This window comes from Nonomuraea sp. NPDC003560 (genome assembly GCF_042878785.1).
Taxonomy (GTDB): domain Bacteria; phylum Actinomycetota; class Actinomycetes; order Streptosporangiales; family Streptosporangiaceae; genus Nonomuraea.
This window is the reverse complement of record NZ_JBIAOF010000007.1, coordinates 259608-285885: the sequence shown is the minus strand read 5'-3', so window position 1 is coordinate 285885 and position 26278 is coordinate 259608. Positions and strand designations below refer to the sequence as shown.

At 70.8% G+C, this 26278-nt stretch carries 23 protein-coding genes; 11 read left to right on the top strand and 12 right to left on the bottom strand.

Annotated elements, in window-relative coordinates; genetic code table 11:
- The first annotated feature begins 108 nt into the window (after positions 1 to 108).
- Positions 109 to 597: a S26 family signal peptidase gene (locus ACFYUV_RS27885; RefSeq protein WP_387672778.1), complete on the top strand. Its 489-nt coding sequence runs from the start codon at positions 109 to 111 to the stop codon at positions 595 to 597.
- On the opposite strand, the gene ACFYUV_RS27880 is transcribed toward ACFYUV_RS27885, so the two are convergent.
- The 6 genes from ACFYUV_RS27880 to ACFYUV_RS27855 all read right to left on the bottom strand — a co-directional run bounded on the left by ACFYUV_RS27880 (position 513) and on the right by ACFYUV_RS27855 (position 6086).
- Complete coding sequence (locus ACFYUV_RS27880; protein ID WP_387672775.1) at positions 513 to 2405, bottom strand: ABC transporter ATP-binding protein; 1893 nt, start codon at positions 2403 to 2405, stop codon at positions 513 to 515. The genes ACFYUV_RS27885 and ACFYUV_RS27880 overlap by 85 nt on opposite strands.
- Positions 2402 to 2929, bottom strand: a complete 528-nt coding sequence (locus ACFYUV_RS27875) for a TlpA family protein disulfide reductase (protein WP_387672773.1) — start codon at positions 2927 to 2929, stop codon at positions 2402 to 2404. The genes ACFYUV_RS27880 and ACFYUV_RS27875 overlap by 4 nt, the downstream gene beginning before the upstream one ends.
- A gap of 9 nt (positions 2930 to 2938) precedes the next feature.
- Positions 2939 to 3463 carry a MauE/DoxX family redox-associated membrane protein gene (locus ACFYUV_RS27870; RefSeq protein ID WP_387672771.1) on the bottom strand — a complete coding sequence of 175 codons (525 nt, stop codon included), beginning with the start codon at positions 3461 to 3463 and terminating at the stop codon, positions 2939 to 2941.
- Between the two features lie 28 nt (positions 3464 to 3491).
- Complete coding sequence (locus ACFYUV_RS27865) at positions 3492 to 3665, bottom strand: hypothetical protein (protein WP_352318817.1); 174 nt, start codon at positions 3663 to 3665, stop codon at positions 3492 to 3494.
- Positions 3666 to 3823: 158 nt separating this feature from the next.
- Positions 3824 to 5488: a protein kinase gene (locus ACFYUV_RS27860; RefSeq protein ID WP_387672769.1), complete on the bottom strand. Its 1665-nt coding sequence runs from the start codon at positions 5486 to 5488 to the stop codon at positions 3824 to 3826.
- A gap of 277 nt (positions 5489 to 5765) precedes the next feature.
- Positions 5766 to 6086 (bottom strand): hypothetical protein, encoded by a 321-nt coding sequence (locus ACFYUV_RS27855; protein WP_387672766.1) that lies wholly within the window; start codon positions 6084 to 6086, stop codon positions 5766 to 5768.
- A gap of 195 nt (positions 6087 to 6281) precedes the next feature.
- Between ACFYUV_RS27855 and ACFYUV_RS27850 the strand changes: the two genes are divergently transcribed.
- Positions 6282 to 6842 (top strand): GNAT family N-acetyltransferase, encoded by a 561-nt coding sequence (locus ACFYUV_RS27850; protein WP_387672763.1) that lies wholly within the window; start codon positions 6282 to 6284, stop codon positions 6840 to 6842.
- A 304-nt stretch (positions 6843 to 7146) separates the two neighbouring features.
- Here ACFYUV_RS27850 and ACFYUV_RS27845 read toward each other — a convergent pair whose 3' ends face one another.
- Positions 7147 to 8511 carry an MFS transporter gene (locus tag ACFYUV_RS27845; RefSeq protein WP_387673239.1) on the bottom strand — a complete coding sequence of 455 codons (1365 nt, stop codon included), beginning with the start codon at positions 8509 to 8511 and terminating at the stop codon, positions 7147 to 7149.
- Between the two features lie 67 nt (positions 8512 to 8578).
- Here ACFYUV_RS27845 and ACFYUV_RS27840 point away from each other — a divergent pair, with 67 nt between their 5' ends.
- The 3 genes from ACFYUV_RS27840 (at position 8579) to ACFYUV_RS27830 (ending at position 9987) form a co-directional block, all read left to right on the top strand.
- A complete protein-coding gene (locus ACFYUV_RS27840) occupies positions 8579 to 9313 on the top strand; it encodes a helix-turn-helix domain-containing protein (RefSeq protein WP_387672760.1) in 735 nt (244 codons plus the stop codon).
- A gap of 87 nt (positions 9314 to 9400) precedes the next feature.
- Positions 9401 to 9838, top strand: coding sequence for a hypothetical protein (locus ACFYUV_RS27835; protein WP_387672757.1), 438 nt, complete (start codon positions 9401 to 9403; stop codon positions 9836 to 9838).
- A complete protein-coding gene (locus ACFYUV_RS27830; protein ID WP_387672754.1) occupies positions 9826 to 9987 on the top strand; it encodes a hypothetical protein in 162 nt (53 codons plus the stop codon). Before ACFYUV_RS27835 ends, ACFYUV_RS27830 begins: the two co-directional genes overlap by 13 nt.
- Before the next feature lie 420 nt (positions 9988 to 10407).
- Here ACFYUV_RS27830 and ACFYUV_RS27825 read toward each other — a convergent pair whose 3' ends face one another.
- Positions 10408 to 10944, bottom strand: coding sequence for a hypothetical protein (locus ACFYUV_RS27825; protein ID WP_387672752.1), 537 nt, complete (start codon positions 10942 to 10944; stop codon positions 10408 to 10410).
- Positions 10945 to 11334: 390 nt separating this feature from the next.
- Between ACFYUV_RS27825 and ACFYUV_RS27820 the strand changes: the two genes are divergently transcribed.
- Positions 11335 to 13389: a bifunctional polysaccharide deacetylase/glycosyltransferase family 2 protein gene (locus tag ACFYUV_RS27820; protein WP_387672749.1), complete on the top strand. Its 2055-nt coding sequence runs from the start codon at positions 11335 to 11337 to the stop codon at positions 13387 to 13389.
- Positions 13390 to 13952: 563 nt separating this feature from the next.
- On the opposite strand, the gene ACFYUV_RS27815 is transcribed toward ACFYUV_RS27820, so the two are convergent.
- Both ACFYUV_RS27815 and ACFYUV_RS27810 read right to left on the bottom strand, forming a co-directional pair.
- Complete coding sequence (locus ACFYUV_RS27815) at positions 13953 to 14651, bottom strand: response regulator (protein ID WP_387672746.1); 699 nt, start codon at positions 14649 to 14651, stop codon at positions 13953 to 13955.
- Entirely contained in the window at positions 14648 to 15907 is a 1260-nt protein-coding gene (locus tag ACFYUV_RS27810) for a sensor histidine kinase (protein ID WP_387672743.1), read from the bottom strand. Before ACFYUV_RS27810 ends, ACFYUV_RS27815 begins: the two co-directional genes overlap by 4 nt.
- A 546-nt stretch (positions 15908 to 16453) precedes the next feature.
- Here ACFYUV_RS27810 and ACFYUV_RS27805 point away from each other — a divergent pair.
- From ACFYUV_RS27805 to ACFYUV_RS27790, 4 genes are all read left to right on the top strand, one after another.
- Complete coding sequence (locus tag ACFYUV_RS27805) at positions 16454 to 16642, top strand: hypothetical protein (protein WP_387672740.1); 189 nt, start codon at positions 16454 to 16456, stop codon at positions 16640 to 16642.
- Positions 16618 to 17469, top strand: a complete 852-nt coding sequence (locus tag ACFYUV_RS27800) for a monooxygenase (protein WP_387672737.1) — start codon at positions 16618 to 16620, stop codon at positions 17467 to 17469. Before ACFYUV_RS27805 ends, ACFYUV_RS27800 begins: the two co-directional genes overlap by 25 nt.
- Positions 17466 to 18431 carry a Rieske 2Fe-2S domain-containing protein gene (locus ACFYUV_RS27795; protein WP_387672734.1) on the top strand — a complete coding sequence of 322 codons (966 nt, stop codon included), beginning with the start codon at positions 17466 to 17468 and terminating at the stop codon, positions 18429 to 18431. Before ACFYUV_RS27800 ends, ACFYUV_RS27795 begins: the two co-directional genes overlap by 4 nt.
- Before the next feature lie 196 nt (positions 18432 to 18627).
- Complete coding sequence (locus ACFYUV_RS27790) at positions 18628 to 20805, top strand: MMPL family transporter (protein WP_387672731.1); 2178 nt, start codon at positions 18628 to 18630, stop codon at positions 20803 to 20805.
- Positions 20806 to 21109: 304 nt separating this feature from the next.
- Here the strand turns inward: ACFYUV_RS27790 and ACFYUV_RS27785 are convergent, their stop codons facing one another.
- On the bottom strand, positions 21110 to 22243 hold the full coding sequence (locus ACFYUV_RS27785; RefSeq protein ID WP_387672729.1) for an acyl-CoA dehydrogenase family protein: 1134 nt from the start codon (positions 22241 to 22243) through the stop codon (positions 21110 to 21112).
- Positions 22240 to 25674, bottom strand: coding sequence for an indolepyruvate ferredoxin oxidoreductase family protein (locus tag ACFYUV_RS27780; RefSeq protein WP_387673236.1), 3435 nt, complete (start codon positions 25672 to 25674; stop codon positions 22240 to 22242). The genes ACFYUV_RS27785 and ACFYUV_RS27780 overlap by 4 nt, the downstream gene beginning before the upstream one ends.
- 141 nt (positions 25675 to 25815) lie before the next feature.
- On the opposite strand from ACFYUV_RS27780, the gene ACFYUV_RS27775 reads away from it, so the two are divergent.
- Positions 25816 to 26262, top strand: a complete 447-nt coding sequence (locus ACFYUV_RS27775) for an Lrp/AsnC family transcriptional regulator (RefSeq protein ID WP_387672726.1) — start codon at positions 25816 to 25818, stop codon at positions 26260 to 26262.
- Positions 26263 to 26278: the final 16 nt, after the last annotated feature.

Sequence of the window (26278 nt, the reverse complement as noted above, 5' to 3'; positions counted from 1 at the left end):
GCCCCTTCGGCGGGCCGCACGGGCTGTCCGGGCTGTCCGGGCTGTCCGGCGAGGAGATCCGCCGCTAGTGTCGGCAGTCTCCGGTGATGATCGACTTGGGAGGGCGTCGTGCGGCGTGTCCTGATCCTGCTGGCCCCGATCGCGGCCCTGGCCGCCGGGCTGGCCGTCGCCCGGCGGCGCCTGGTCGTCGTCCGGATCAGCGGGGCGAGCATGCTGCCGACCTACCGCACCGGCGACCGGGTGCTCGTCCGCAGGACGACGGGGGCGGGCGTCGGACGCGGTCAGGTCGTGGTGCTGCAGACGTTGCCGCCCGGGGGCGAATGGCGTACCGGGCCGCTGCCGGCGCCGGGGGCGGCCATGTGGTTCATCAAGCGGGCGGTGGCCGTGCCGGGCGACCCGGTTCCGCCCGAGGTCGCGGGCCGGGTGGGGGCGTCGCCGGGCGACACGGTCCCGGCCGGCCGGCTGGTGGTCCTGGGGGACGGGCCGGTCAGCGAGGACTCGCGGGTGTGGGGTTACGTGCCGTTCGACCGGGTGCTCGGCGTCGTCGTCCGGTCGATGTCGCCCGTCCGCGGGTCCGGTGGGGTGGCCGGTTCGTAGCCCTGGGCCTGGAGGGTGAACAGGCTCGCGTACTCCCCGCCGAGCGCCATCAGCTCCGCGTGCGAGCCCTGCTCCGCGATCCGCCCTTCGGCGAGCACGACGATCGTGTCCGCCTCCCGGACCGCGCCCAGCCGGTGGGAGATCAGCAGGCTGGTGCGTCCGGCGCGGTGGCGGCGCAGGCTCTGGTGGATGGCGTGCTCGGCCTGCGCGTCCAGGCCGGAGCTCGGCTCGTCCAGCACGAGCAGGTCGCGTCCCTTCCGCATCAGGGCGCGGGCCAGCGCCAGACGCTGCCACTGACCGCCGGACAGCACCACTCCGGCCTGGGGGTCGTCCCGGTCGCCGAAGAAGATCCGGCTCAGCAGCGTGTCGTAGCCCCGCGGCAGCCCGGCGACCGTCTCGTGCACGCCGGCCAGCCGGGCGGCGGCCTCGACCCGCTCCCGGTCGCTGATCGCCGCGACGTCGCCGAGGCCGATGTTCTCGGCCGCGGTCAGGTCGTAGGACATGTAGTCCTGGAAGACCGCGCCGATGCGGCCGCGCAGCTCGGCGGGGTCCGTTTCGCGCAGGTCGACGCCGTCCCACAGGATGGACCCGCGCACCGGGTCGTACAGCCGGCAGATCAGCTTGACCAGGGTGCTCTTGCCCGCGCCGTTCAGGCCGACGAGGGCGAGCGAGCCGCCGCGGGGCACGAAGAGGTCGACCCCGCGCAGCACCCACGGATGGGCCTCGTCGTACCGGAACCAGACGTCGCGCACCTCGATGCCCTCGCGCAACGCCGGGACGGGCCGCGGCCGCCGCGGCACGGGCAGGTCGGGCGGGTCGGCCACCACGTCGAGGTAGTGCCCGAACATCAGCAGCGCGTTGTGCGCGTCCGCCGACTGGCCGACGATCGACGCCAGCGCCGACTGCACCCCGGCCACGGCCGCGACGAACACGGCGACGTCGCCGACGCTCAGCGCGCCCGACGCGGCGGCGATGATCGCCCAGAGCAGGCCGGCCGCCGCGACGGCCGCCCCCACCAGCGACAACGCGCCCTGAGTACGCAGGGTCCGGCGGGCCAGCCCCTGCTCGGCGGCGTTCACCGCGCGCAGCTCGGCCAGCATCCGGCCGCGCAGCAGGTCGCCCAGCCCGAACAGGCGGATCTCCTTGGCCGCGTCGGGGCTGGTGAGCAGGCCGGCGAAGAAGATCTGCCGCCGGGCCATGGAGCTGACGCCCCACATCATGCCCGCGCGACGCCTCGACAGGTCGAGCTGGGCGCGGACCGACGGGATCGCGGAGAGCGCCACCACGACGATCATCCCCGGCGCGAGCACGGCCAGCGCCGCGGTGAACCCGGCGAGGGTGACGGCTCCCTGGGCGATCCCCAGGGTCGAGCGGACGATCCGCTGCGGCGCGTTCTGCCCGGCCTCCTGCGCCAGCCGCATGCGGTCGTGGAAGGCCGGGTTCTCGAACCGGCTCAGCCCCGGATGGGCGTTGACCGCCTGGAACAGCCGGTCCTGGATCAGCACCTGGAGGGCCCGGCGGAGCTGCTCCTGGGCGTACTCCGCGACCGCGGGCAGGGCCGCGCCGGCCAGGCCGGTCACGCCGAGGGCCACGCCCGGCGGCAGCAGCTCGGCGAGCCCCGCCCCGGCGGCCAGGCCGTCCAGGACGAGCTTGGTCAGCCACGCGGCGGCCACCGGGACCAGCCCCATGAGCAGCACCGCGATCCCCGACCCCAGGACGGCGGCCGGATGCGCCCGCCAGGCGAGCGCCACGGCCGCGCGCGCCCGCCGTCCCCGGGCGGCGCCACCGTGCCCGGCGGGAGGGGTCATCGGCGGGTGACCGCCGGCAGCCTGCCCGGGGCGGTGTCGGCCGCCACGACGACCGCGTCACCGTCGACCAGGAAGAAGCTGGGGAACTGCGAGACCTGCAACGCCCTGCTCACCGGGCCGCCCATCGGCTCCACGACGACGGTGGCCGAGGTCAGCTCGCGGGTGAACCGCCGGGCCTCGTCCGGGTCGCCCGTGACCACGGCCAGCACCCGCTCGGGACGCGTGTCGGCGAGGTAGGACGTGAACTCCGGCAGCAGCTCGTGGCAGGACGCGCACTCGGTGGAGAACACCGCCACCACGGAGATCCCCGAGAAGAACGCGCGCGACACGGTCCCGCCGTCGGCGGTCGTCGCGCTGAACTCGCCGATCGTCGTGCCCGGCTGCACCGTCGGGGGGCGCGTCGGCCCCAGCTCCGACAGCCGCAGCGTGTGCGCGCGCAGGCGGCGGATCACCGCCAGCGTCAGCACCAGGTTCACCAGGCACAACAGTCCGACGATGACGACGGCGGCGACGAGATAGGGCATGCGGGCTCCTCAGGGGTGACGCGGTTGTGCGGCGAACAGGTCGGCGAGGTCGTCGAAGAAGATCACGATGACGGCGAGGACGCCGCCGGCCAGCACGCTCAGGACGACGCCCGCCGGATGCGGCGCGGCGTGCCCCGGCACGAGCCCGGCGGCGACCAGCGCGAGCAGCCCGGCGTTGCGGACGAGGTGGCGGCCACCGAGCGGCGTCCCGGCGGCGCCGAAGCACCGGCACGGCGTCGTGGCGCCCGAACGCATCGCCCTGACGATCCCGGCGCAGAAACCCACCAGGACGGTGCCGGCCAGCAGCACGCCGGCCCGCACTGTCCCGGGGATCGCCAGCAGCACGACGACGCACCCTTCCGCCAGGACGACGGCGCCGCTCACCGCCGTGACGGCCCGCGGCCCCAGCGGGACCAGGCCGCGCACGGACCCGCGGAACCCGGCGAACGCGGACCTGCCGCGCACCTTTCCGGCCACCGCGACCAGGAAGACGACGCCCAGCGCCACCCGGCAGGCCGGCGCGACGTACTGCATGGCTGTCATGGGAGATCGGGAGGAGGCGTCAGCAGTAGTCGAAGCTGCCGCAGCTGACCGTGCCGCTGGAGTCGTGGTAGCAGCAGGTCCGGCAGAACTTGCCCTGGCAGCACCAGTCGGTCCAGCACGCGGCCGAGGCGTTCGCCGAGGGGAGGAGTTTGTCGAGGAGGCGGTCTCCCAGCTGGTTGAGTGCGCGGATCATGGCAGCTCCTTGCGTGGGGATCTTTACGCGATCAACGTCGCCCAGCAAGAGACCGGAGTTAACGGAGAGATCGGCTGATACTGGAGATGGCTTTGAGCAGGAAGTGATCTTGACATTTCCGGACTGATCATTATCCGCACGTAGGCCGTTGGTTTCGTTCACTGCCCGTTCTGGTGGAGCAGGGGGCCCGAGTTCTTGAACGCCGCGCGCGAGGCGTCCTTGAGCCACTTGGCCGCCGCGGCGGCTCTGGTGAGGTTCGTGTGGACGGCGAGGGTGCGGATCACGTACCGGCCGCGCTGCCCGGTCCACGAGGACAGCTGCACGTCCCACCAGTTCGACGTGTAGCAGATTCCGGTCGACCCCGGACCGGTCTGAGGGCACCGGATGCCCCACTCCTGCGCGTAGGCGTCCTTGAGCCTCGCGTACGCGGCGCGGGCCCGGCCCGAGTCCTTCAGCGGGACGACCCAGACGGTCACCATGACGCGTCCCTTCGGGGCGCCCGAGCCGATGTAGACGCCCACGGCCATGTCCTCGCAGCGCGCCTTGCGCAGGGCGGACTTGACCCGGGCGACGGGCCACGGGCTCGGGCAGTCCTCCACCCCGGCCGCCTTACGGCTGAAGCGCATCCCCATGGCACTCGTGAAGGACTGCGGGAGCAGGGCGTCGGCGGTGATCGGGGTCGGGTCCGTGCTCTCCTTGTCGAGGTCGGCGGGGGTGAACGGGTCCTCGCGCGGCTTTTCCGAGGGCGTCTGCGAGGGTGTCTGTGAAGGTGTCTGCGCAGATGTCTGTGAAGGCATCGGCGTGTCGGAGGGGTTCGGCTGGGGGGAGGAGCCGGCGGTGGAGGGCCGGCCGATCGACAGCGCTCCCCGTACCGCGCCCTTGACCACCGCTCGTACGCCCACCACTGCCAGCACCAGAGCGACCGCTCCAGCGCCGACGGCCAGGGCGGCCCTCTTCGACCGCCCGCCGCCGTCGCCGGGTGCAGGCCGGGACGGGACATCCCATCCGGACGGCCCGTGCGGCGCCGGAGGTCCGTCGCCGGTCAGGCGGCGTACCAGGGCCGCGGCGTCCGGCCGGGCGGCGGGCTCCTTGACCAGGCACGCCGCCAGCACCGGACGCAGTTCCGGCGGCACGGACGACAGGTCGGGTTCGCGGGTCAGAATGGCGTGCATGATCGCCGCAAGGGTGTCTCCGCGGAAGGCCTGCTGCCCGGTGGCCGCGTAGACCATGGTGGCCGCCCAGCTGAACAGGTCGGCCGCCGGGGTGATCGGCGCGCCGCCGAACTGCTCCGGCGCCATGTAGACGGGGGTGCCCACCACGCTGTGCGTGGCCGTCTGGGCGGTCACCCTGGCGATCCCGAAGTCGATCACCACGGGCCCCTCCGGACCCATGATCACATTGTGCGGCTTGAAATCGCGGTGGACGATGCCGGCCCGGTGGATGGCCGCCAGCGCGGTGAGCGTGGCCACCGCGAGCCGCTCCAGCCCGCTGCCCGATCGCGGCCCCTCGGTCCTGACCAGCAGATCGAGCGACGGCCCCGGAATGTGCTCGCTGACGATGTACGGCCTGCCGGCCACCAGGCCCGTGTCCAGCACCCGCGCCGTGCAGAACGCGGCCACCCGGCGGGCCGCCTCGGCCTCGCGCAGGAACCGGCGGCGTGCGTTCTCGTCCGCCGCGGCATCGGCGTGCAGCACCTTGACCGCGACCTGCTCGCCGGACGGCCCCTGCCCCAGGAGAACCGTTCCCTGACCGCCTCGCCCCAGCACCCCGACCAGCCGATAGGGGCCGATCCGCGATAAGTCTTCCGGCGTGAGCGACTGCACGAGATCTCACCCTAGCGTTCGCCGGCAAGATCTCTTCAAAGTCACACACAGCGGGTCAAGTCACCCCCGCAAGGCGCGGGCGGAGGACCGGCGGGAACGTTCGGCGCCGCCTGGCGGATCGGCCCGCCGGATGAGCGGCCCCCCGGCCGCTCCCGGCCGCCGCCGGACCGGCGGCGCTCACGATGCAGTCACCAGTCCCGGCGTTTCGCGGACTTTCCGGACGGACTCCCCCACGCGCCCGCGACGGTTCGGGCCACCGGTCTGAACCGTCGGCCGGTCAGGAGGTCTGGAGCCGCCGGCATCCTTGGCCACGGACCCACAGGCTGCCTTCGGCCCAGCCGGTGACGCAGCGGTAGACGGCCCGGTCTCTGGAGTTGATGACGAAGTCGGACAGAGGCCCCCAGTGGTCGGTGTCGCAGGCGCGGGCGAAGATGTCCGGCAGTTGCGCGTCCACCTCCTGGCACGTGATGACCTCGCCCGCCCGCGCCATCGGCGCGTTCAGCGAAACGGCGGTGGCGGCCTGGGCTGTGGCGAGCGGGACCATCGCCACGGCGCCGGCGGCGGCGAGGGCGGCCAGCGCGATCGGGATGCGTCGCATGATCGATTTCCCTTCGGGACGGGGGCGGCGGATGCCACCCAATCCCGACCCTAAGCATAGAGTGATTAATCAACTACTATCCGTTACGCCAGTAATCAGGGCCTACCCCCCGGCGCCTTGCCACTCCTGCGGTGAGCACCGAAAACGGGCCAAAAACTCGTGGACGTCTGTCGGACACCTTGCGACCATCGCACCGTGACAGATGAAGCCGATCGCCAGACGTCGTTCCCCACCAGTCCGAAGCAGGTGCGCTTCGTCGAGTTGTCGAGCACCGCGATGTCCGCTCTGCTCGACGGGGATCTGGCCACAGCCGGCGATGCGGCCGGGGTCGCTCTGACCGATTACTTCGTGACAGACAGAGCACGGTGGCTGTGGCGGGTTCGCATCGACCAGATGGCCGCCGATCCTGACCACGCAGCGTGGATGGTGCGGCAGGCGGTGACCGGGCCTGAAGGTGTCGTCGTCGGCCATGCCGGCTTTCACGGACCGCCCGACGAGGCGGGCATGGTGGAGATCGGCTACGCGGTCGCTCCCGAGTTCCGTCGCCAGGGCTACGGCCGAGCCATCCTGATCGAGTTGCTGCACCGGGCCGCGGCCGAACCGGCGGTCAAGACCGTACGGGCGACGATCAGCCCCGACAACGCGGCGTCCCTGGCCACGATCGCCGGCTTCGGCTTCGTCAAGGTCGGAGAAGACTGGGACGAAGAGGACGGCCGCGGACTCATCTTCGAAGCCCCCGCCAACCACAGCCGCTAGCTAGCCAGCCAGGACCGTTGAAATGGGAAAGGGGCCCATGTAAAGCCTCCTGATGAAAGGGGCGCCAGGAGCCTCACAATGAGCATCCAGAACATCACGCAGAGTGCCCGGAAGCTCTGGCGCAGTAACGGTAAGCCCGCGCCTCGCCGTACGGCCTGTCGGTAGGGCGTTCTCCGCCTTTGCCGTGGGTGCTGCGGATACGGCAGGCGTCCAGGTCGGCGCTCGGTCGGCGTGAATGAGATTGCGCGGAGTCGGCCTCTCCAAGAGGGCGCGCCCCCTCGGATTCAGGCGGAGCTGCGACCGCTCATAGCCGGGGAGCAGCTGGCGGCTTGCTTCGGTCGCTGGCTTTATGCCCAGCGGTCTGCCGCGGGCCACTGGCCCGCGACGGCAGCAACACGACGATGATCACAGCGCCGAGCGCTACGCAGATCGCGCCCGCCGTGAGCCCACCCGAGTAGCCCATGATGGCCAGCGCGGCCACCCCGACGGCACCGCCGACCTGCTGAACGGAGGTGAACAGAGCCGAGCCGAGACCGGCGTCCTCCTCGGTGGTGCCGTCGACCGCGGCCACCGCCATAACGGGCAGGCTCAGCCCGTTGCCCACACTCAGTATGAGCATGCCGGGCAGGACGTGGGCGGCGTAGGAGTCGCCCGCCGCCACGCCGGACAGCAGCAGCAGGCCGGCGATGTTGACCAGGAACGCCAGCAGGAGCGCCCAGCGCGTCCCGATCCTGAAAGAGACGCGGGAGGACAGCCACATGCCCGCCAGGATGCCGGCGCCGTAGGGCAGGTAGGCGATGCCGGCCAGGAGCGGGCTGTAGTCCAGAACGGTCTGGATCTGGATCATCAGCAGGAACGACATCGCGTACATCGCCATCGAGAACAGCAGGGTCGCAACGTTGGCCACCGCCCGCGTCCGCGAGGCCAGGAACGACGCGGGCACCAGCGGCGCCGCCGCCCGCGACTCGGCCACCAGGAACGCCGCCGCCAAGGCCGCGGACAGCACGACGGCGCCGATGACGATCGGGTCGCTCCAGCCGGTCTCTCCGGCCCGCAGCAGTCCGTACACCAGCGACACCGCGGCGCCGGTGACCAGGACCGCGCCGGGAACGTCGAGGCGGCGCCGGCCGGGGGCGCGGGACTCGGGGACCAGGCGCGGGAGCAGCGCCAGGGCCACGGCGACGATGGGCAGGTTGATCAGGAAGATCCCGCGCCAGGAGACCAGATCGGTCAGTGCCCCGGACAGCACCAGGCCCGAGGTCCCGCCCAGGGCCGCGATGCCGCCCCAGACGCCCAGCGCCTTGGCCCGCTCCGGCCCCGGATACAGCAACGTGATCATCGACATCGCGGCGGGGCTGGCCATCGCAGAACCCGCGCCCTGCACGAACCGCCCGATCACGAGCTGCCACGGCTCCTGCGCGAGCCCGCAGGCCAGGCTGGCCACCCCGAACAGCGCGACCCCCACGAGGAAGACGCGACGGCGGCCCAGCAGGTCCGCCATCCGGCCGCACAGCAGCAGCAAACCGCCGAAGGTTAGGAAGTAGGCGTTGACGACCCAGGGCAACCCGGCCGCGCCGAAGCCCAGCTCATCGCGGATGCTGGGCAGGGCCACGCTCACGACGGTGTCATCGAGCACGAGCATGAACTGGACAAGACACAACACAATCATCGGCACCCGACGACGCTATGATCCGCCGCATTTGGCCACAATCCGCGACGAGGCCAAACTGTGTCGCATGGAGGACATAGGCGCGATCATCGTCGGCCACTTCCCGCTCGCCTCGGGGGAATGGATCCCCCCGCACAGCCACACCCACCACCAACTCGCCTGGACCCGTCGCGGCGTCCTGAGCGTCGGCGTGGGCGAGGTGTACTGGGTCCTGCCGCCCACCAGGGCACTGTGGTTGCCCGCAGGCGTTACCCACGCGACCGGCGCGACCCGCGACGCCGTGCTCTGCAGCCTGTACCTGGCACCGGAGCGCTGCCCGATGGACTGGCCCGAGCCCACGGCGGTCAGCGTCAACGGCATACTGGCCGAGCTGATCGGGTACCTGGCCCGCACCGACCTCACCGACGACGCGCGGCTGCGCGCCGAGGCGGTGCTGCCCGACCTGCTACACCCGCTGCCCACCACGCCCATCGACGTGCCGCAGCCCACCGACGAGCGGGTCCGGGTGGTGGCGGCCGCCCTGCTGGCCAACCCGGCCGACCCGCGCAGCCTGGAGGCTCACGCCTGCGCGGCGGGCGTGAGCAGGCGGACGTTGACGCGGTTGTTCGTGCGCGACACGGGCATGAGCTTCGACCATTGGCGCACGCAGGTACGGCTGCGCGCCGCCCTGCCGCTGCTGGCCGAAGGGCAGCCGGTGTCGTTGGTGGCACACAGCGTGGGGTACGCCACGGCCAGCGCGTTCCTGGCGGCCTTCCGCCGCACGGTCGGCACCACGCCCCGGCGCTACCTGCTCAGTCGCTAACTTTGATCTCCTTCGGGTAAGCCGGGGAGAAGACTCTGGCAATGTGCTGACGGATTGAGATACGCCCTGATTCTGAGCGCAGTGGGCGTGGACGTGAGCATTGGGCCCAGCCGGGTGACGCGCTGGCGCTCCACGCCGGACCTGGTCGGCGAGGCGCGCGTCCAGGACCTGTCACACGCGATGCCGCTGCTGGCCAACAGCGCGTTCACCCTGCTGGTCGTGGCGTTCCTCGCCGCCAACCTCAGCTTCTTCCTGACCACCAAGACGATCGAGCTTGCCAACGCGATCTCGACCGCGCTGCTCACCCAGGACTTCGACACCGAGCGTGCCGCCAACTCCATCCGCGCGCTGATCATCCCGCCCGAGGGCATGCAGATCTTCTACATCCTGCTCGAGCTGGTCGCGATCATTCTGCTGGTCCTGCTCCTGATCGCCTTCATCTTCCGGGCGGCGATGACGACCCTACTGGTCGTCGCAGCTCCCCTTGCCCCGGCGTGCCTGGCCCTGCCGCAATGGAAGGACTGACCAGGTCGTGGTGGCGCTCGTTCTGCGGGCTGCTCATCACGCAACTGGCGCAGGCGCTCACCTTGATCACCGCCGTGCGGATCTTCTTCAACCAGGACGGCCGCGAGGCGGCCGGAGTGACCATCACCGGTCAGCTCCACGAGCGGTGAAGACGGCGGCGGCAAGGAGGCTGCCCGGGGTGGGCGCGCCTGCCGGCTACGGGCCAGAGCCTCGCAGTGGTGCCTGTCGTGCGGTCCACGACAGCACGCCACCGGCCCGATCGTGCAAACCCGGGACCGCCTGTTCTGCTGCGCGATGAGATGAGTGAAGGGCTGCGGATCATCACGACCCTGCCGCCGATCACGAGGATGGACACCATCTGTGAGCGCGTCAGCGGCACTCCGCGCCGTGCACTTCTGGACCGGCCCCTGATCCCTCAGCGAACGCCGCCTGGCCTTCGCGCTGCACGAGTACCTGATCCACTCCAGCGGACACCGGCCGCACCAGTCCCGGCCAGTCCTGTCAAACAGGCGCTTGATGGTCACCTCTCCCCATTTGTCACTACGATTTCAGCTCGTGTCCCTAGAGCATCACCGCCCTGAGCCGCCTCCCACGGCTGTCTTCGAGGCGCCTACCAGCGCCGTCGAGCCGCCTCCCACCGCCGTGTTCGTGGACCACAGCGGCCGTCGCCGGCGGCTCGTCATGTTCGGCTCGATCGTCGGCAGCGTGGTCGTGTTCGGGATGCTGATCGTCGTGGTCGGCGGAATCTTCTCCGGCACGACGCTCTCCGTGAACGGCTGGCCCGGGGACCGCTCCGGCGGCCCGGCCGACACGGCTTCACCCGACCGTACGAGCCCTACGGCGACACCCCGCCGCACCGTCCAAGCAAGCCGGCCGCCGGCGACGACCCCCGCCCGTACCGAACCCTCCTCCCCCACGGCCCAGCCGACGGGGGTGCGGAACCAGCAGGAGCCCTTGCCGGTGAGGACCACGGACGCCAGGGGACGTCCCGCGACCAGACAGCCGAGCGCCGAGCCGGGCAGCGAGCCGACCGACCAGGACAGCGCCGGACCCGAGCCCACGACCGAGCCCGTGCCGACCGAGCTGGATCCGCCGGGCCGCGACATGCCGCCAGGACACGACTCTGACAAGACGAGGGGCCCGAAGAGGTGAGCCGCCACGCCGTGCCTGACGGAAAGGATCCCCACCTCGTCACTGGCCACTCACCGGTTGCCCCACAGCACCCGCAGCCGCCATTCGGGCAGCCGCCGCACGGGCAGCCACCGCAAGCCCAGCCTCCGCACGGACAGCAGCCGCACGAAGGCGCGCCCCCCGAAGGACCGCCATCCGGGCGACGCCGGAGCCGGGCACCCAGGACACGGCCGCCGGTGGCCCGGCCGCCCATGGACGGGGTCTCCGCGCCGGCGTCCAGGAAGCGGACAGATCCGCGAGGCCACTGGTTCCTGCTGGTCACCGGACTTCTGCTGGTCTCCGCCATGCTCGTCCTCAACGGCTACGTGACCAACGTCGCGGGCGAGACCCAGGCCGTCCCGCCCGCCACCGACCGCCCGAGCCCCGACCTGGAGCGGGCTCGCCGTGGCGGCCCCGTGCTCAACCTGACTGACGGCAAACCGGCGAGCGCGCGTCTGCCTGCGCGCACGATTGCCCTGACGTTCGACGACGGCCCCGATCCGGAGTGGACGCCGAAGGTGCTGGACGTGCTGCGGCGCTACGATGCCAAGGCCACTTTCTTCCTGGTCGGCTCGAAGGCCGCCCAGCATCCCGAACTCGTCCGGCGGATCGTCGCCGAGGGCCACGAGATCGGTAACCACACCTACACCCATGCCGACCTGGCGTCCGTACCGGCGTGGCGGCTGCGGCTGGAGCTGTCGCTGACCCAGCACGCGCTGGCCGGCGCGACGGGCCTGCACACCACGCTGGTACGCCCGCCGTACTCCTCGACGCCGCGCTCGATCACCGTCCCCCAGTGGGAGGGGCTGCGCGTGGCGGCGAGCCAGGGCTACCTGGTCACGCTCACGGACCTCGACACCAAGGACTGGAGTCACCCCGGCGCCGACAAGATCACCGCTTCGTCGATTCCCAATGGGGATCGGGGCGCGATCGTGATGATGCACGATTCGGGCGGGAACCGGAGCCAGACCGTCGACGCTCTGGACCGCGCCCTGCGGGAGCTCACCGCACGCAAGTACCGGACAGCCACCGTGACCGACGCGTTGGGCATGCCGTCGGCGCATCAGAAGGCGGGTGGCGGGGAGTGGTTCGTGGGCACGATGTTCTCATTCGCCCAGCGCGCCTCCGGCTGGTTCACCACGGCCCTGTCGTGGGCGCTGCTCGTCGCCGGAGTACTCACAGCGGGCCGGCTGGCGTTCTTCGCGGTGCTCGCGATGCTGCACGCCCACCGCACCCGAGGCGGACGCCGCCGCAAGGGCCGTGCCCCCGACTGGGCCGCGCCGCCTCCCGTAACCGTCATCGTCCCGGCCTACAACGAGCAGGCCGGGATCCAGGCGACGGTCCGCTCGCTGGTCACCACGTCGTACCAGGGCCAGGTGGAGGTGCTGGTGGTCGATGACGGCTCTACCGACCGCACCGCCGAACTGGCGTCGGCACTCGGCTACGACAACGTCCGCGTGATCACGAAGCCGAACGGAGGCAAGCCTTCGGCGCTCAACATCGGCATCACGCAGGCCTCCCACGAAATCCTGATCATGGTGGACGGTGACACCGTCTTCGAGCCCGCCACGATCGGGCACCTCGTCCGCCAGCTCGCCGATCCGGCCATCGGTGCGGTCAGCGGTAACACCAAGGTGGGCAACCGGCGCGGCATGATCGGACGCTGGCAGCACATCGAGTACGTGATCGGGTTCAACTTGGACCGGCGCGCTTTCGAGCTGCTTGACTGCATGGCGACCGTTCCGGGCGCGATCGGGGCGTTCCGTCGTTCGGCGCTGGTGGCGCTGGGCGGGGTGAGTACGGACACGCTCGCCGAGGACACCGACCTGACGATGGCGCTGTGCCGGGCCGGCTGGCGGGTGGTGTACGAGGAGAAGGCGCTGGCCTGGACCGAGGCCCCGACGACGCTCGGCCAGCTGTGGAAGCAGCGCTACCGTTGGTGCTACGGCACCCTGCAGGCCATGTGGAAGCACCGGCGTTCGCTGCTGGAAGAGGCGCCCTTCGGCCGCCGCTGCCTGGGTTACCTGATCCTTTTCCAGGTGGTGCTGCCGCTTCTCGCGCCCGTGGTGGACCTCATGGCCTTCTACAGCACGGCGGTGGGCGATCCGCTGCCGGTCGTCGCGGTGTGGGCCGGATTCGTCGCCGTGCAGGCCGGGACCGGCTGGTACGCGTTGCGCCTCGACGGCGAGCGGGCTTCGGCGCTGTGGGTGCTGCCGCTGCAGCAGTTCGTCTACCGCCAGTTGATGTACCTCGTGGTGATCCAGTCGGTGGCCACGGCTGTCCTCGGTGTACGGCTGCGCTGGCACACGATCAACCGGCAGGGCACCTTCAACACGCCGGACACGTTGAGCGGCGAGCTCGCCGGACCGGTCGGCCGGTGAGCAAGGGCGGCCGGCCCGTGACCGGGCCGGCGCTCTCCTTCTCCGGAGATCTGCCGTGGCCTGACCCGGACCCTGCTCAGCGATCGGAATCTGACGACGGCGTCGCGGACGCGGAACTGGGCGTCAGACTGACTTGCTGATCTCGAGCAACGACTACAGCTCCGGCGACGGTGGTCGAGCCCACCCTGTGCGAGCGGGTGACGCAGATGGGCGACGCGCACGGCCCTGTGACCTTGAGCGACATCGAAGCTCTCGGCGAGCCGCTTCGGCTGCGCTTCCGTCTGCCGGGAAGCCGGAGCTCGCGCACGCCACGCGAAGCCCGTGCAGAGTCATCACCTGGGCTGATGTGATGATCGGCAGGCGCCGAACACCGTCCGATCAGCCCAGCGAGCCGAGGTCGAAGCTGACGTCGGCCTACGACATGCCGTCGATCCGGCTGGAACCGTTCCTGACGCTGCACGCGACCGGTCCGGAGCTGTCCGCTCTGGAAGGGCTACGACGGGCAGGCCGCGGCCTTCGACAAGGACATGATCTTCTTCGCTGGGTCGCGGCGTGGCCGTGCCCTACATCGCAGGGCTGACCAGCCCTGTTTGATAAGCGATGACGACCAGTTGGGCACGGTCGCGCGCAGCCAGTTTCGTCATCGCGCGGCTGACATGGGTGCGTGCGGTGGCCGGGCTGAGAAACAACTCGGCGCCGATCTCGTCGTTGCTCAGGCCCTGTCCCACCAGGGCCAGCACCTCGCGCTCGCGCTGGGTCAGTACCGTGAGCCGGCCCTCTCCGGCATGGGCGGCTGTTCGTCGCGCGGTGACCTGCGCGATGAGGCGTCGGGTGACCCGCGGCGCGAGCAGCGCGTCTCCGGCGGCGATCACCCGGATGGCATGCAGGAGCTCGGCCGGGCCGGCGTCTTTGAGCAGGAAGCCGCTGGCGCCGGCTTGTAGTGCCTCGAAGACGTACTCGTCGGTGTCGTAGGTGGTGAGGATGAGGACGCGGACCTGCTCCAACCCGTGCGTCTCGGCGATTTGGGCGGTGGCTTGGATGCCGTCCAGCTTCGGCATGCGGATGTCCATGAGGACGACGTCGGGACGGGTGGCGCGGGCCAGCTCGACGGCTTCGGCGCCGTTGGTGGCTTCCCCCACCACCGTGATGTCGTCCTCAAGGTCGAGCAGGACCTTGAACCCGGATCGCACCAGCCTCTCGTCATCGGCGAGCAGCACGTTGATCGGAGCGTTGGTCAAGCGTGAGGCGGCCGCCGCGTTCACAGGCGCGCCCCGGTCGGCGCGAGGGGCAGTCGTGCCTTGACTTCGAAGCCGCCGCCTGCGATCGGCCCGGCGTCGAGTTCTCCGCCCAGCAGCCGGCAGCGCTCGCGCATGCCGACGATCCCGCGGCCGGACGTGGCCGAGCTGCCCGTGCCACTCGTATGCCGGCCTGCTGGGCGTGGATCCGCGGAGTCGTGATCTGAGGCGGTACGGCGGCCTTCGTCGGTCACCCGGATCTCCAAGACCTCGACCCCGGGGTTCAGCGCCACCGTCACCCGAGTCGGACCGACGTGGCGGACCACGTTGGTGATCGATTCCTGAAGGATGCGGTAGGCGGCACTTCCCACCGCGCTCGGCAGCGGCGCCGCGGGCGAGGTCTCCTCGACCTTGATGTCGAGTCCCGCCTCACGTGCCTTGGCGGCGAGTTCGTCGATCTGCCCCAGACCGGGGTACGGCACGCGCCCGTTGCTGTTGTCGTCGCCGTCGTCGTCGCGGAGCACCCCGAGGATGGCCCGCATCTCCCGCAGCGCCCGGGAGCTGGTCTGCTCGATGACGCGCAGCGCCTCGCGCGCCACTTCCGGCCGCTTGTCGAGCACGTGCGCGGTGACACCGGACTGGACGTTGATGATCGCTATGGCGTGCGCGACGGTGTCGTGGACTTCACGGGCGATCCGGAGCCGTTCGGCGTCGACCCGTGCCCGCGCTTCCTCCTCGCGAGTCCGTTCAGCCAACTCGGCGCGCTCCTGAGCTTCGGCGGCGATGACCTGCCGGGACCGGAAGGACTCGCCGAGGGCCGCGCTCATGACCGACGCGCCGATCCGGAAGTACACCCAGCCGATGGCGACGCGTGGCTCGATGTCGGCCGCGGCGACCAGCCAGCCGACGGCCAGTACCGAGGTGCCCACGCCGGCGATCACCAGCGACCGGCGCCCGTCGCCGAAGGCGGCGAGGGTGTAGAGGGCGACCACGAGCGAGAGCGCACTGGGCCCGTCCGGGAAGTCGAGGCCGTAGTACACCAAGCTGGTGAGCGCGGTGATGACGAACACCGGCACCGGCCACCGACGGCGGAAGGCGATGACCACGCCACTCACGATCAGCAGGACATATCCCAGGTGTCCGAGGTCGGCAAGAGGGCGCTGTACCACCTCGTCGGCATTGCGGACGATCGTCCCCTGAACCTGCATCACGGTGATGAGCAGCGCGAGCAACGCCTCCTGCGCAGGCAGCGGCAGGCGCAACGACACCACGCGATGTTTCATGCCGAGATCCTATGGTTCCCGCTCGTGAGAACACTCCGCCCAGAAGCGCGACCGCCTACGACGACGGACGTAGCCGGGCACGAGGGAGCCTACGTAGAACTGCGTAGACGCTGCCGTCCGCCGTCGGAGGCGGCGGACGCTCGGCAACGCGACGATGGAATCCACGCAAGACCTACGGACGCCTCCATGGACAGCCTGTCAGCCGGATGCCGTCGCCGAGCAGGCGAAGGTCGTGGAGCCGGACGACTCGAAGGCGCGGGTCGTACGTAGGCCTTTCACCAACCCGGCGAGGCTGCTGCCGGCTGTCGCAGCACAGTTCCTTGCCGGCGTGGGCGTGCCCGTGAAGCCAGGAATCTCCTGGAAACACCCCAGACACGAGAGGTCATCATGAGGAAACGGATGAAGCACCGGCGAATGATCGCCCTGGCAGCGTGTTCGCTGACCATGGCGACGGGTCTCACCGCCTGTGCGTCGGACTCCACGGATTCCGCGGCCGACGCCCCGCACGCCGGTCATGGCACCTCCTCTCCCGCGGCATCACAGCCGTTGCGAACCGGCGAGCGGTTTCTCAACCTGACCATGCCGGAGTCCTATACACCGTCCGCTCCCAACGGCGGCACCGACGACTATCGGTGCCTGCTGGTCGATCCACACGTGACCAGGTCGATGTTCCTGACCGGAGCCCTGTTCCAGCCCCAGAACGCGAACTCGTGCACCACGCCGTCGTCCAGGTGATCGGACCCGAGGCCGCGACACTGGCGCACGCCAAGGACGCCGAGACGCCGGGCCCGGGCTGGACCTGTTTCGGCGACACCGGGCTGGGCCGGGTGGCGGGAACCTACGCCAGCGCCTGGACCCCCAACGGCACGGAGAGCGTCCTCAAGCAGGACGTCGGCTTCCCCGTCAAGCCCGGCAGCCTGATCGTCGTTCAGGCGCATTACAACCTGCTGGCCACCGACGGCCGCCCAGGCGAAACGGACCGGTCCAGCGTCCGGTTGCGACTGACCGACGGCACATCGGCCACCGAACCGCTACGCACTCTCCCCCTGCAGGCACCGATCGAACTGCCCTGCGCCAGTGGTGAGTCCGGTGCGCTGTGCGAGCGCGCCGCGTCGGTCGCGGATGTCACCAAGCGCTTCGGCGACAGAGTCGGCGGTATCGCGCAGCAACTGCTGGAACTGTGCGGCAGCGGCAAGCCGGTGCCCGGCGACACCCAGCGCTGCGACTATCCGGTTCGACAGCCCATGACGGTGTACGCGGCGCTGGGACACATGCACATGCTCGGGCGCTCGATCAAGGTCGAGCTCAATCCCGGCACCGCCCAGGCTCAGACCTTGCTCGACGTCCCCAACTTCGACTTCGACAACCAGAAGACCCAGCCGTTGCCCACCCCTGTCGGCGTCAAGCCAGGAGACACGCTGCGGGTCACCTGTACCCACGACGCCACCCTGCGGCGGCAAGTGCCGTCGCTGAGCAAGCTCCCACCGCGATACGTGGTGTGGGGCGACGGCTCGAGCGACGAAATGTGCACCGGCTTCATGATCACCTCAGCCACCGAATGACCACGATGCGCGGGGGTTCCCCGCTGCGGTCACCGCTCTGGGCGCTGCTGCCGCTGCGCGCCTTTCTCGGCGGCACCCTGGTGTACGCCGGTCTCTCCAAGCTCTTCGACACGCACTACTTGGACGAAACCGCACCGCTTGGCGTCCACTCCCAGATGCTGCAGGCCGCCGAGACCTCCCCGATCGGCTCACTGCTGTCGCTGACCGCCGACCAGTCGGTCGTCACAGGCCTGACGATCGCCTTCGGGGAGATCGCGGTCGGACTCGGTACCGTCCTCGGACTGTTCACCCGGCTCGCCGCTCTCGGCGGCGTCCTCCTGTCGGTCAGCTTCTTCCTGACGGTGAGCTGGACGACCAGTCCGTACTATTACGGCGCCGACATTGTTTTCGCTTTCGCATGGACCCCGCTGCTGATAATGGGCGACGCCGGGGTGTTGTCATTGACCGCCTGGCTGCGTGCGAAGGTGCGTCACAAGCTCGGGCTGCCGATGCGCAGCACGCCGGACGAAAGCGCGGCCGTACAGAACGACGTCAAGCGACGTACCGTGCTGCGGGGCGGTCTGATCGCGACGACGACGGCCGCTGTCGGGGTGGCCGCGGGGAGCGCCCTGGCACTCTCACGGCGCCCCGCCGGCTCGCCGAGGGAATCAGCGAGCCCAGGGGCGGGGAGCGGGCCGATGATCGCTGCCGCCGCCGACATCGCCGTCGGATCGTCGAAGAGCTTCACCGCGCCAAGCGGGGCACCTGCCTATCTTCTGCACCCGGCCCCGGACACGTTCCTGGCGTTCAACGCCAGGTGCACCCATCAGGGCTGCCCGGTCTCCTACGTCGGACCTGGGTTTCGTTGCCCCTGCCACGGCTCCACCTTCGATGAGAACGGACAGGTGACCGGAGGGCCGGCGCGCGCACCGCTGATCGAGATCCCGGTGAAGGTGATCGACGGCCAGGTCAGGGTCTCCTGATTCAGCGTGCCACGAGAGCACATCGGGCGAAGGGCCGCCCGCCGATGAGACAGCTCCGGTCCTGGCGGCACCTGATCACTCGCCCTGCTCAGGTGCCGCCACCTGCCCCAGCCCCCCGACCGAACTCAGGAAAAGGGATGACCTGCGAATTCAGGCTGGAATCTGCCCCATCCACAAAACGACTGGAGGAGAAGAATTGAGAGCCGAGACTTCCCGTACCGATGGAGCGCTGGGGAGGCTGGCCCGGTTCTGTTATCGGCGCCGCCGTCTGGTGCTGCTCACCTGGATCGTCGGTGTGATCGCCGTGGCATTGGTCGGCTTCGGATACGGCGCAGCCCCCGACAACGACTTCTCCGGCGGAAACTCCGAATCCGCCAAGGCTCAGGAACTGATCGAGCGGCATTTCCCCGAGCAGCAAGGCGACACGCTGACCCTCGCGATCAAGGCGGAAAAGGGAATCGATGATCCCACCGCCCGGCAGAAGATCGAGAAGGTCCTCGCCGGGCTCGCCGACTCTCCGGTCTCCGGACCGATGACTTCGCCGTATGACGACAAGAACCTGGTGACGGCGGACCGTCGGATCGCCCGCACGACCATCCCGCTGAGCGACAAGGAGGTGGACAAGACCGAGGTCAAGCCCCTGGTGGACATGGTCAAGGCGGCCTCCGGCGGCGACGTCACGCTTGCCCTGAGCGGGTACATGGCGGAGAAGGCCGAGACGCCCCCGCAGGGCCCGGCCGAGAGCGTCGGCCTCCTGGCGGCAGCGGTGATCTTGTTCATCGCCTTCGGCTCGCTGGTGGCCATGGGCTTGCCGATCGTGACCGCCCTCCTGGCGATCGTAGCCGGCCTCGCGCTGATGAAGCTGGTCGGGTACCTGGTTCCCGGGCCCGACTTCACGTTGGCCTTCGGCGCGATGATCGGGCTCGGTGTCGGCATCGACTACGCCCTGTTCATCGTGACCCGATACAAGGACAGCCTGAAGGATGGCGATGCCCCCGAGAGCGCCACGGTCAAGGCCATCACCACTGCCGGTCACGCGGTGCTGTTCGCCGGCGTCACCGTCGTGATCGCGTTGCTCGGCCTGGCCGTCATGGGACAGCGGTTGATGACCGGGGTGGCCGTCGCCACGTCGGTGATCGTGCTGGTGACGATGATCGCCGCGGTGACCCTGCTGCCCGCGTTCCTGGGCTTCACCGGCTACAAGATCAACGCGCTGCGCCTGCCCCGTCGCACACCCCGCGGGAACCGGTCCGTCACCGATCCGTCCCGGCAGCGACGTACCCCTGCCGAGCGCTGGGCCGGCACGGTCCAGCGCAGGCCGGTGATCGCCGCGACGCTGGCCGGCGCGGCCCTGCTGGTGCTGGCCGCACCCACGCTGTCCATGCGGCTGAGCCAGCCTGACGCCAGTGTCCAGCCTCACGACAGGAGCAGCCACACCTCCTACAAGATCCTTTCCGAGGGCTTCGGCCCCGGCTACAGCGCACCGCTGATCTTCACCACGAGGGTCCACTCCACCGACGCCGACCTGAGTCCCGTCGTCGAAACGGTCCGCAACACCGACGGCATCGCCTACGCCACACCAGCCCGGGTCAGCAAGGACGGGCAGGCCGCCACCTTCATCGCCTTCCCTGAGACCGGGTACCAGGACGAGGCGACCGCGAACCTGGTGCACAAGCTCCGCGACAGCGTGCTGCCCAATGCGCCCGGCGGCCAATCAGTACTCATCGGAGGCCCGAACGCCGCCACCATCGACCTCGCCGAGGAGTCCGGCTCCCGCCTGCCCCTGATGATCGCAGTCGTCATCGCGATCTCCATGGTGCTGCTGATCGCGCTGGTCCGGTCGGTCACGATCGCCCTGCAGGCCGCCGTGATGAACCTGCTGTCCATCGGCGCCGCCTACGGCGTGATCGTCGCGGTCGTCCAGTGGGGATGGCTCGGCCCCGCGCTCGGCTTCCCCGCCGCGATGCCGGTCACGACCTGGGTCCCGATGATGATGTTCCCGGTCCTGTTCGGCCTTTCGATGGACTACCAGGTCTTCCTGATCTCACGGGTCCGTGAGGAGTACGAGCGAACGGGCGACACCCGCACAGCGGTTGCCCGAGGGCTGGCGGGGACCGCCAAGGTCATCACGGCCGCGGCCGCGATCATGGTCGCCGTCTTCACCACCTCCCTGCTCGGGCCTGACATCGCCGTCAAACAGGGCGGCCTGGGGATGGCCGTCGCCGTGCTCATCGACGCCACCATCGTCCGGATGGTCCTCGTCCCGGCAGTCATGGAACTGTTCGGCAAGGCCAACTGGTGGATGCCCAGCCGCCGCAAGTCGAAGTCGGCCGAGGCCGCACAGGCCAGGCTCGAAGAACAAGCCCGGGTCTGACCCCGTCACCGAGTGCCACAGCCGCTCCGCGGCCTCGGCCGGCCGCTGTGCTGGGCGTAGGGCCAGCAGTGGGCGAGGCGCTGGATGATCCGGCACACGGTGGCCGGGCAGATTGACAGGCAGTCGCCACCGGCGATCGCCCACCAGACTTCGGCGCCCCGCCGATAGATCTCTATCACTCTCCGTGACGCCCGCGCGAACACTGAACGATCAACCGTCGGAGCCCTCGCTGGACTCCGACGGAACAGCGACGGAACAGGGGCAGAAAACGCCGACCAGCGATCAGCGCTCTCGCGCCCAAAGGCTATCTGGCCAGGTGTCGGGCGATGACCATGCGCTGGATCTGGTTGGTGCCCTCGAAGATTTGCATGATCTTGGCTTCGCGCATGTAGCGCTCCACCCGGAACTCCCTGGTGTAGCCGTAGCCGCCGAACACCTGGACCGCGTCCGTCGTGACCTTCATCGCGGTGTCCGTGGCGACCAGTTTGGCCACGCTGGCCTGCCGGCCGTAGTCGAGGCCGGCGTCGCGGCGGCGGGCGGCGTCCAGGTACGTCGCCCGCGCGCTGTCCACTCCCGCCGCCATGTCGGCCAGCAGGAAGCCGAGGCCCTGGTGGTCGATGATGCGCTTGCCGAAGGTCTGCCGCTCCTTGGCGTAGGCGACGGCCTCGTCGAGGGCCGCCTGGGCCAGGCCGACGGCGCAGGCCGCGATGCCGAGCCGGCCGGAGTCGAGGGCGCTGAAGGCGATCTGCAGGCCCTGGCCCTCCTCGCCGATCAGCCGGTCGCCGTCGATGACGGCGCCGTCCCAGTGGGCGCTGGTGGTCGGCACGGCGTGCAGGCCCATCTTCTCCTCGGGGCGGCCGAACGTGAGCCCTTCGGCCGCGCCGGGGGCGAGGAAGCAGGAGATGCGCTCGCCGGTGCGGGCGAACAGGGCGTAGAAGTCGGCGATGCCGCCATGGGTGATCCAGGCCTTGTTGCCGGTGATGCGGTAGTCGCCGCTCTCGGTGCGCTCGGCCCGGCAGGTGAGCGCGCCCGCGTCCGAGCCCGCCTGCGGCTCCGACAGGCTGTAGCCGCCGACGATCCGTCCGGCCAGCATGTCGGGCAGCCAGCGTTCGCGCTGCTCGGGGGTGCCGTACGCGGCCACGGGGAAGCAGGCCAGCGTGTGCACGCTCGTCGCCACCGCGACCGCCGCCCAGCGGGCCGCCAGCTCCTCGATCACCTGGAGGTACACCTCGTACGGCTGCCCGCCCCCGCCGAACTCCTCGGGGTAGGGCAGGCCGAGCAGTCCGGCCGCGCCGAGGGTGGCGAACAGCCCCTCCGGGTACGTCTCCGCGCGCTCGTGCTCGTCGACCCGGCGCGCGAGCTCCTTGTCGGCGATGTCGCGGGTCAGCTCGATCAGGTCTTTGGCGTCCTGGTCGGGGAGCAGGCGGTCAACGGTCACGACGACTCCTTGGGTGCGGCTTCGGCGAGGCGGGCCAGGGCGGCCGCGGCCCGCTCACGGAACTCGGCGACGCGGGCGAGCTTGATGTCCTCGTACCCGCGGATCGACTCGGGAAGGCCGGCGATCTCGGCGACGGCGTCGATCGTGCCGGGGGTCAGCCGGGCGAGGGCGGCACGCATGAGATCACGATATTCGGTGATCAGTTCCCTTTCGACCCGGCGGACCTCGGCCTGGCCGAACACGTCGAGGGCGGTCCCGCGCAGCACGCGCGCGGCCCGCAGGCCGCGGAACAGCACCGGCGCGGAGCGGCGCAGCCGGATCTTGCGCTTCATGCCCATCGCGCGCAGCAGCGGCGGGTGCAGCATCACGGACACGACCGCGTCGGCGCCGTACTCGCGCTCGCGCCTGGCCTGCTCCTCGGGGTCGAGGTGCAGCCGGGCGACCTCGTACTCGTCCTTGTAGGCCATGAGCTTGTGCAGGGAGCGGGCGTAGGCGAGCCCGACGCGCGCGCCGGCCTCCTCCCCCGCCCGCCTGGCCGCCTCGGCGGTCACGCGCCTGACGTCGGTCTCGTACGTACGGGCGTAGGTCTGGTTCTGGTAGCCGGTCAGGTCCGCCACCCGCAGGGCCAGCGTCTCCTCCAGGCCGGGCGCGGGCCGCTCGGCGGGCTCGGCGAGCGCGGCCCGGCGTACCGCCTCACGGTCGGCGACGGCGGCCCGGCCCCAGCGGAAGGCCGCGAGGTTCTTCTCGACGGCGGCCTTGTTGAGCCTGATCGCCGCCTCGATCGAGGCGGCCGAGACGGGCAGGCAGCCGTGCTGGTACGCCGCGCCGACCAGCAGCATGTTGGCCGGCATGTGGTCGCCGAACAGCGCCTCGGACAGCTCGTGGGCGTCGAGGTACAGGTTGTCCGCGCCCTCCGTGGCCGACTCCAGCCTGACCACGGCGTCGGCCGAGGAGCCGGGCACGGTCGCCCGTCCGGTGACCATGGCGGCGGTGGGCACGATGGAGGTGTTCACCACGGCGACCGTCCGGCCGGGCGCGGCGACGGCGAGGTTGGCGTCGGCGGCGACCCCGAGCAGGTCGAACCCGATCAGCACGTCGGCCGTGCCGCGCGAGGCGCGCACCGAGCCGTCCACCGGCCGCTTGGCGATGCGCACGTCGCTGACGACCGGGCCGCCCTTCTGCGCGAGGCCGGTCTGCTCGATGCCGGCGGCGTGCAGGCCGTCGAGGTGGGCGGCCATCTGAAGGATCTGCGAGACCGTGACGACGCCGGTGCCGCCGATGCCGGGCATCCGGATCAGCGTCTCGGCGTCGCCGTCGAGCCTGACGACCGGCTCCGGCAGCCGGACGGGCAGCGGCGGCAGCTCGCGCGGCGCCCTGGTGCCGGGCTCGACCAGCAGGAACGACGGGCAGTCGCCCTTGAGGCAGCTCAGGTCGGAGTTGCAGGACGGCTGGTGGATGCGCGTCTTGCGGCCGTACTCGGTCTCGACGGGCTGGACGGACAGGCACGTCGAGACGTCGCCGCAGTCGCCGCAGCCCTCGCAGACGCGCTCGTTGACCACGACCTTCGCCGTCGGGGTGGGCAGCTTGCCGCGCTTGCGCAACCGCCGCTCCTCGGCCGCGCACTTGTCGTCGTGCAGCAGGACGGTCACGCCGTCGAGGGCGGCCAGCTCGCGCTCGACGTCGGCGAGGTCGTCGCGGTGCCGCACGGAGGCGATCGGCGCGAGCCGCACCCCGCGGTACGTCTCCGGCTCCGGCGTGGTGATGACGATCCTGCGCACGCCCTCCTCGGCCAGCGAGCGCGTGAGCGCGGGCACGTCGAGCCGCCCTTCGGCGCGCTGGCCGCCGGTCATGGCGACGGCGTCGTTGTAGAGCAGTTTGTAGGTCATCGTCACCCCGGCCGCCACCGCGGCCCGCACGGCCAGGGAGCCGGAGTGGTGGAAGGTGCCGTCGCCGAGGTTCTGCACGAAGTGCCGGTCCCGGGTGAACGGCGCGAGCCCGATCCACTGGGCGCCCTCGCCGCCCATCTGGGTGATGCCGATCTGGGTGCCGCGGCCGTGCCCGTCGAGGGCGATCATGGCGTGGCAGCCGATGCCGACGCCGACCAGCGTGTCGTCGGACGTGCGGGTGGAGGAGTTGTGCGGGCAGCCCGAGCAGAAGTACGGCGTGCGCGCGGCGACCATCGGCAGCAGGCGGCGCGCGGCGGACGCGGGCCGGGACAGGTGGACCGTCCCGCGCGGGAGCCGGTCGGGGCCGAGGCAGGCGGCCAGCGCCTTGGCGACGTCCTCGGCGCCGAGGGTGCCGCGGGCGGTCAGCAGGTCCCGGCCCGACACGACGGGGGCGCGCTCACCGCCGTAGAGGGCCTGCTTGAGCTGCCCTTCCAGGAACGGCACCTTGTCCTCGACCACCAGCACCCGGTCGAGGTCGGAGGTCATGGCGGCCAGGTCGGCCTCGGCCAGCGGGAAGGGCATGCCCAGCCGGATCAGGCGCAGCCCGAGGTCCTCGGTGGCGCTCTCGTCCAGCCCGAGGTCGGCCAGGGCGCGCAGGACCACGGCGTACGTGGTGCCGGAGGCCAGGACGCCGAGGGTGGCGCGGGGGGCGTCGCGCATGACGCGGTTGAGCCCGTGCCTGCGGCCGTAGTCGCGGGCCAGCTCCAGCCTGCGGGTGAGCAGGTCGTACTCGGCGTCCAGGGCGGAGGGGCCGACCAGGATCGGTGACTTGCCGCGGTCGGCGTGGTCAGGGGTGGGGATGTCGTACGGCGCGCCCAGCTCGACGGTGGCCGAGGCGTCGGCGATGTCGGCGACGATCTTCAGGCCCGTCCACAGGCCGGTGGCGCGGGACAGGGCGACCGCGTGCAGGCCGAACTCGATGATCTCGGCCACCGAGCCGGGCGCGAGCAGCGGCATCGACAGGCTCTGGCACATCGGCTCGCACGAGCTGGGCACGGTGGAGGACTTGCAGCCGGGGTCGTCGCCGATCCAGGCCACCGCGCCGCCCAGCGCGGCGGTGCCGGCCATGTTGCCGTGCCTGATGGCGTCGGCGGCGCGGTCGAGGCCGGGGTTCTTGCCGTACCAGAAGGCGGTGACGCCGTCGTGGCTGCGGCCGGGGACCTGGCCGAGGAGCTGCGTGCCGGCCACGGCCGTCGCGGCCAGCTCCTCGTTGAGTCCGGGCTGGAAGACGACGCCGGCCTCGTCCAGGAAGCGGGCCGCGCGGCCCATCTCCAGGTCCAGGCCGCCCAGCGGGGAGCCCTGGTAGCCGGAGACGAAGGCCCTGGTGTTCAGGCCGCGGTCCCGGTCCAGGCGCCGCTGTTCGAGGGTCAGCCGGACGAGGGCCTGGATGCCGGAGATCAGCACCCGGCCGTCCGGCGCGGCGTACTTGTCGTCGAGCGACACGGTCGCGCTGTTCACGCTCACGCGAACCTCCTGGCGGGCAATGCGTATGTGGGGTTTCCCAGCACAGCAACGGAGAGCTACTGTGCGCAAGTATCAGACGTGAAACCACAACGAAGACGCAAATAATGTGAGCTGGGCGATTCTGGCGCAGAAGAACTTTGCGTCACCAAGGAGGATTCTCACATGCCGGACATCGACGACATCGACCATCACGTGCTCCGGCTGCTGCGCGAGGACGGCCGCCGCACCTTCTCCGAGATGGCCGAGCAGGTCGGGCTGTCGGTGGCGGCGGTCAAGCGGCGGGTCGACCGGCTCAGGGAGATCGGGGTGATCACCGGGTTCACCGTCCAGATCGACTACGCCAAGCTCGGCTGGGGCATCGAGGCGTTCACCGAGCTGCGGTACCCGGGGACCACGCCGGTGGGCGAGATCGTCCGCACGGCGACGGACGTGCCCGAGGTGCAGGCCGTCTTCACCATCGCCGGCGACCCCGACGCCCTCATCCACGTACGGGTGCGCGACCTCGGACACCTCCAGCAGGTCATCGACCGGCTGCGCCGGGCCGGCAACGTCACCGGCACCAAATCCCTGCTGGTCCTGGGCTCCTGGACACGCGACGCCCTCACCTGACGACCCGGCCGTCCGC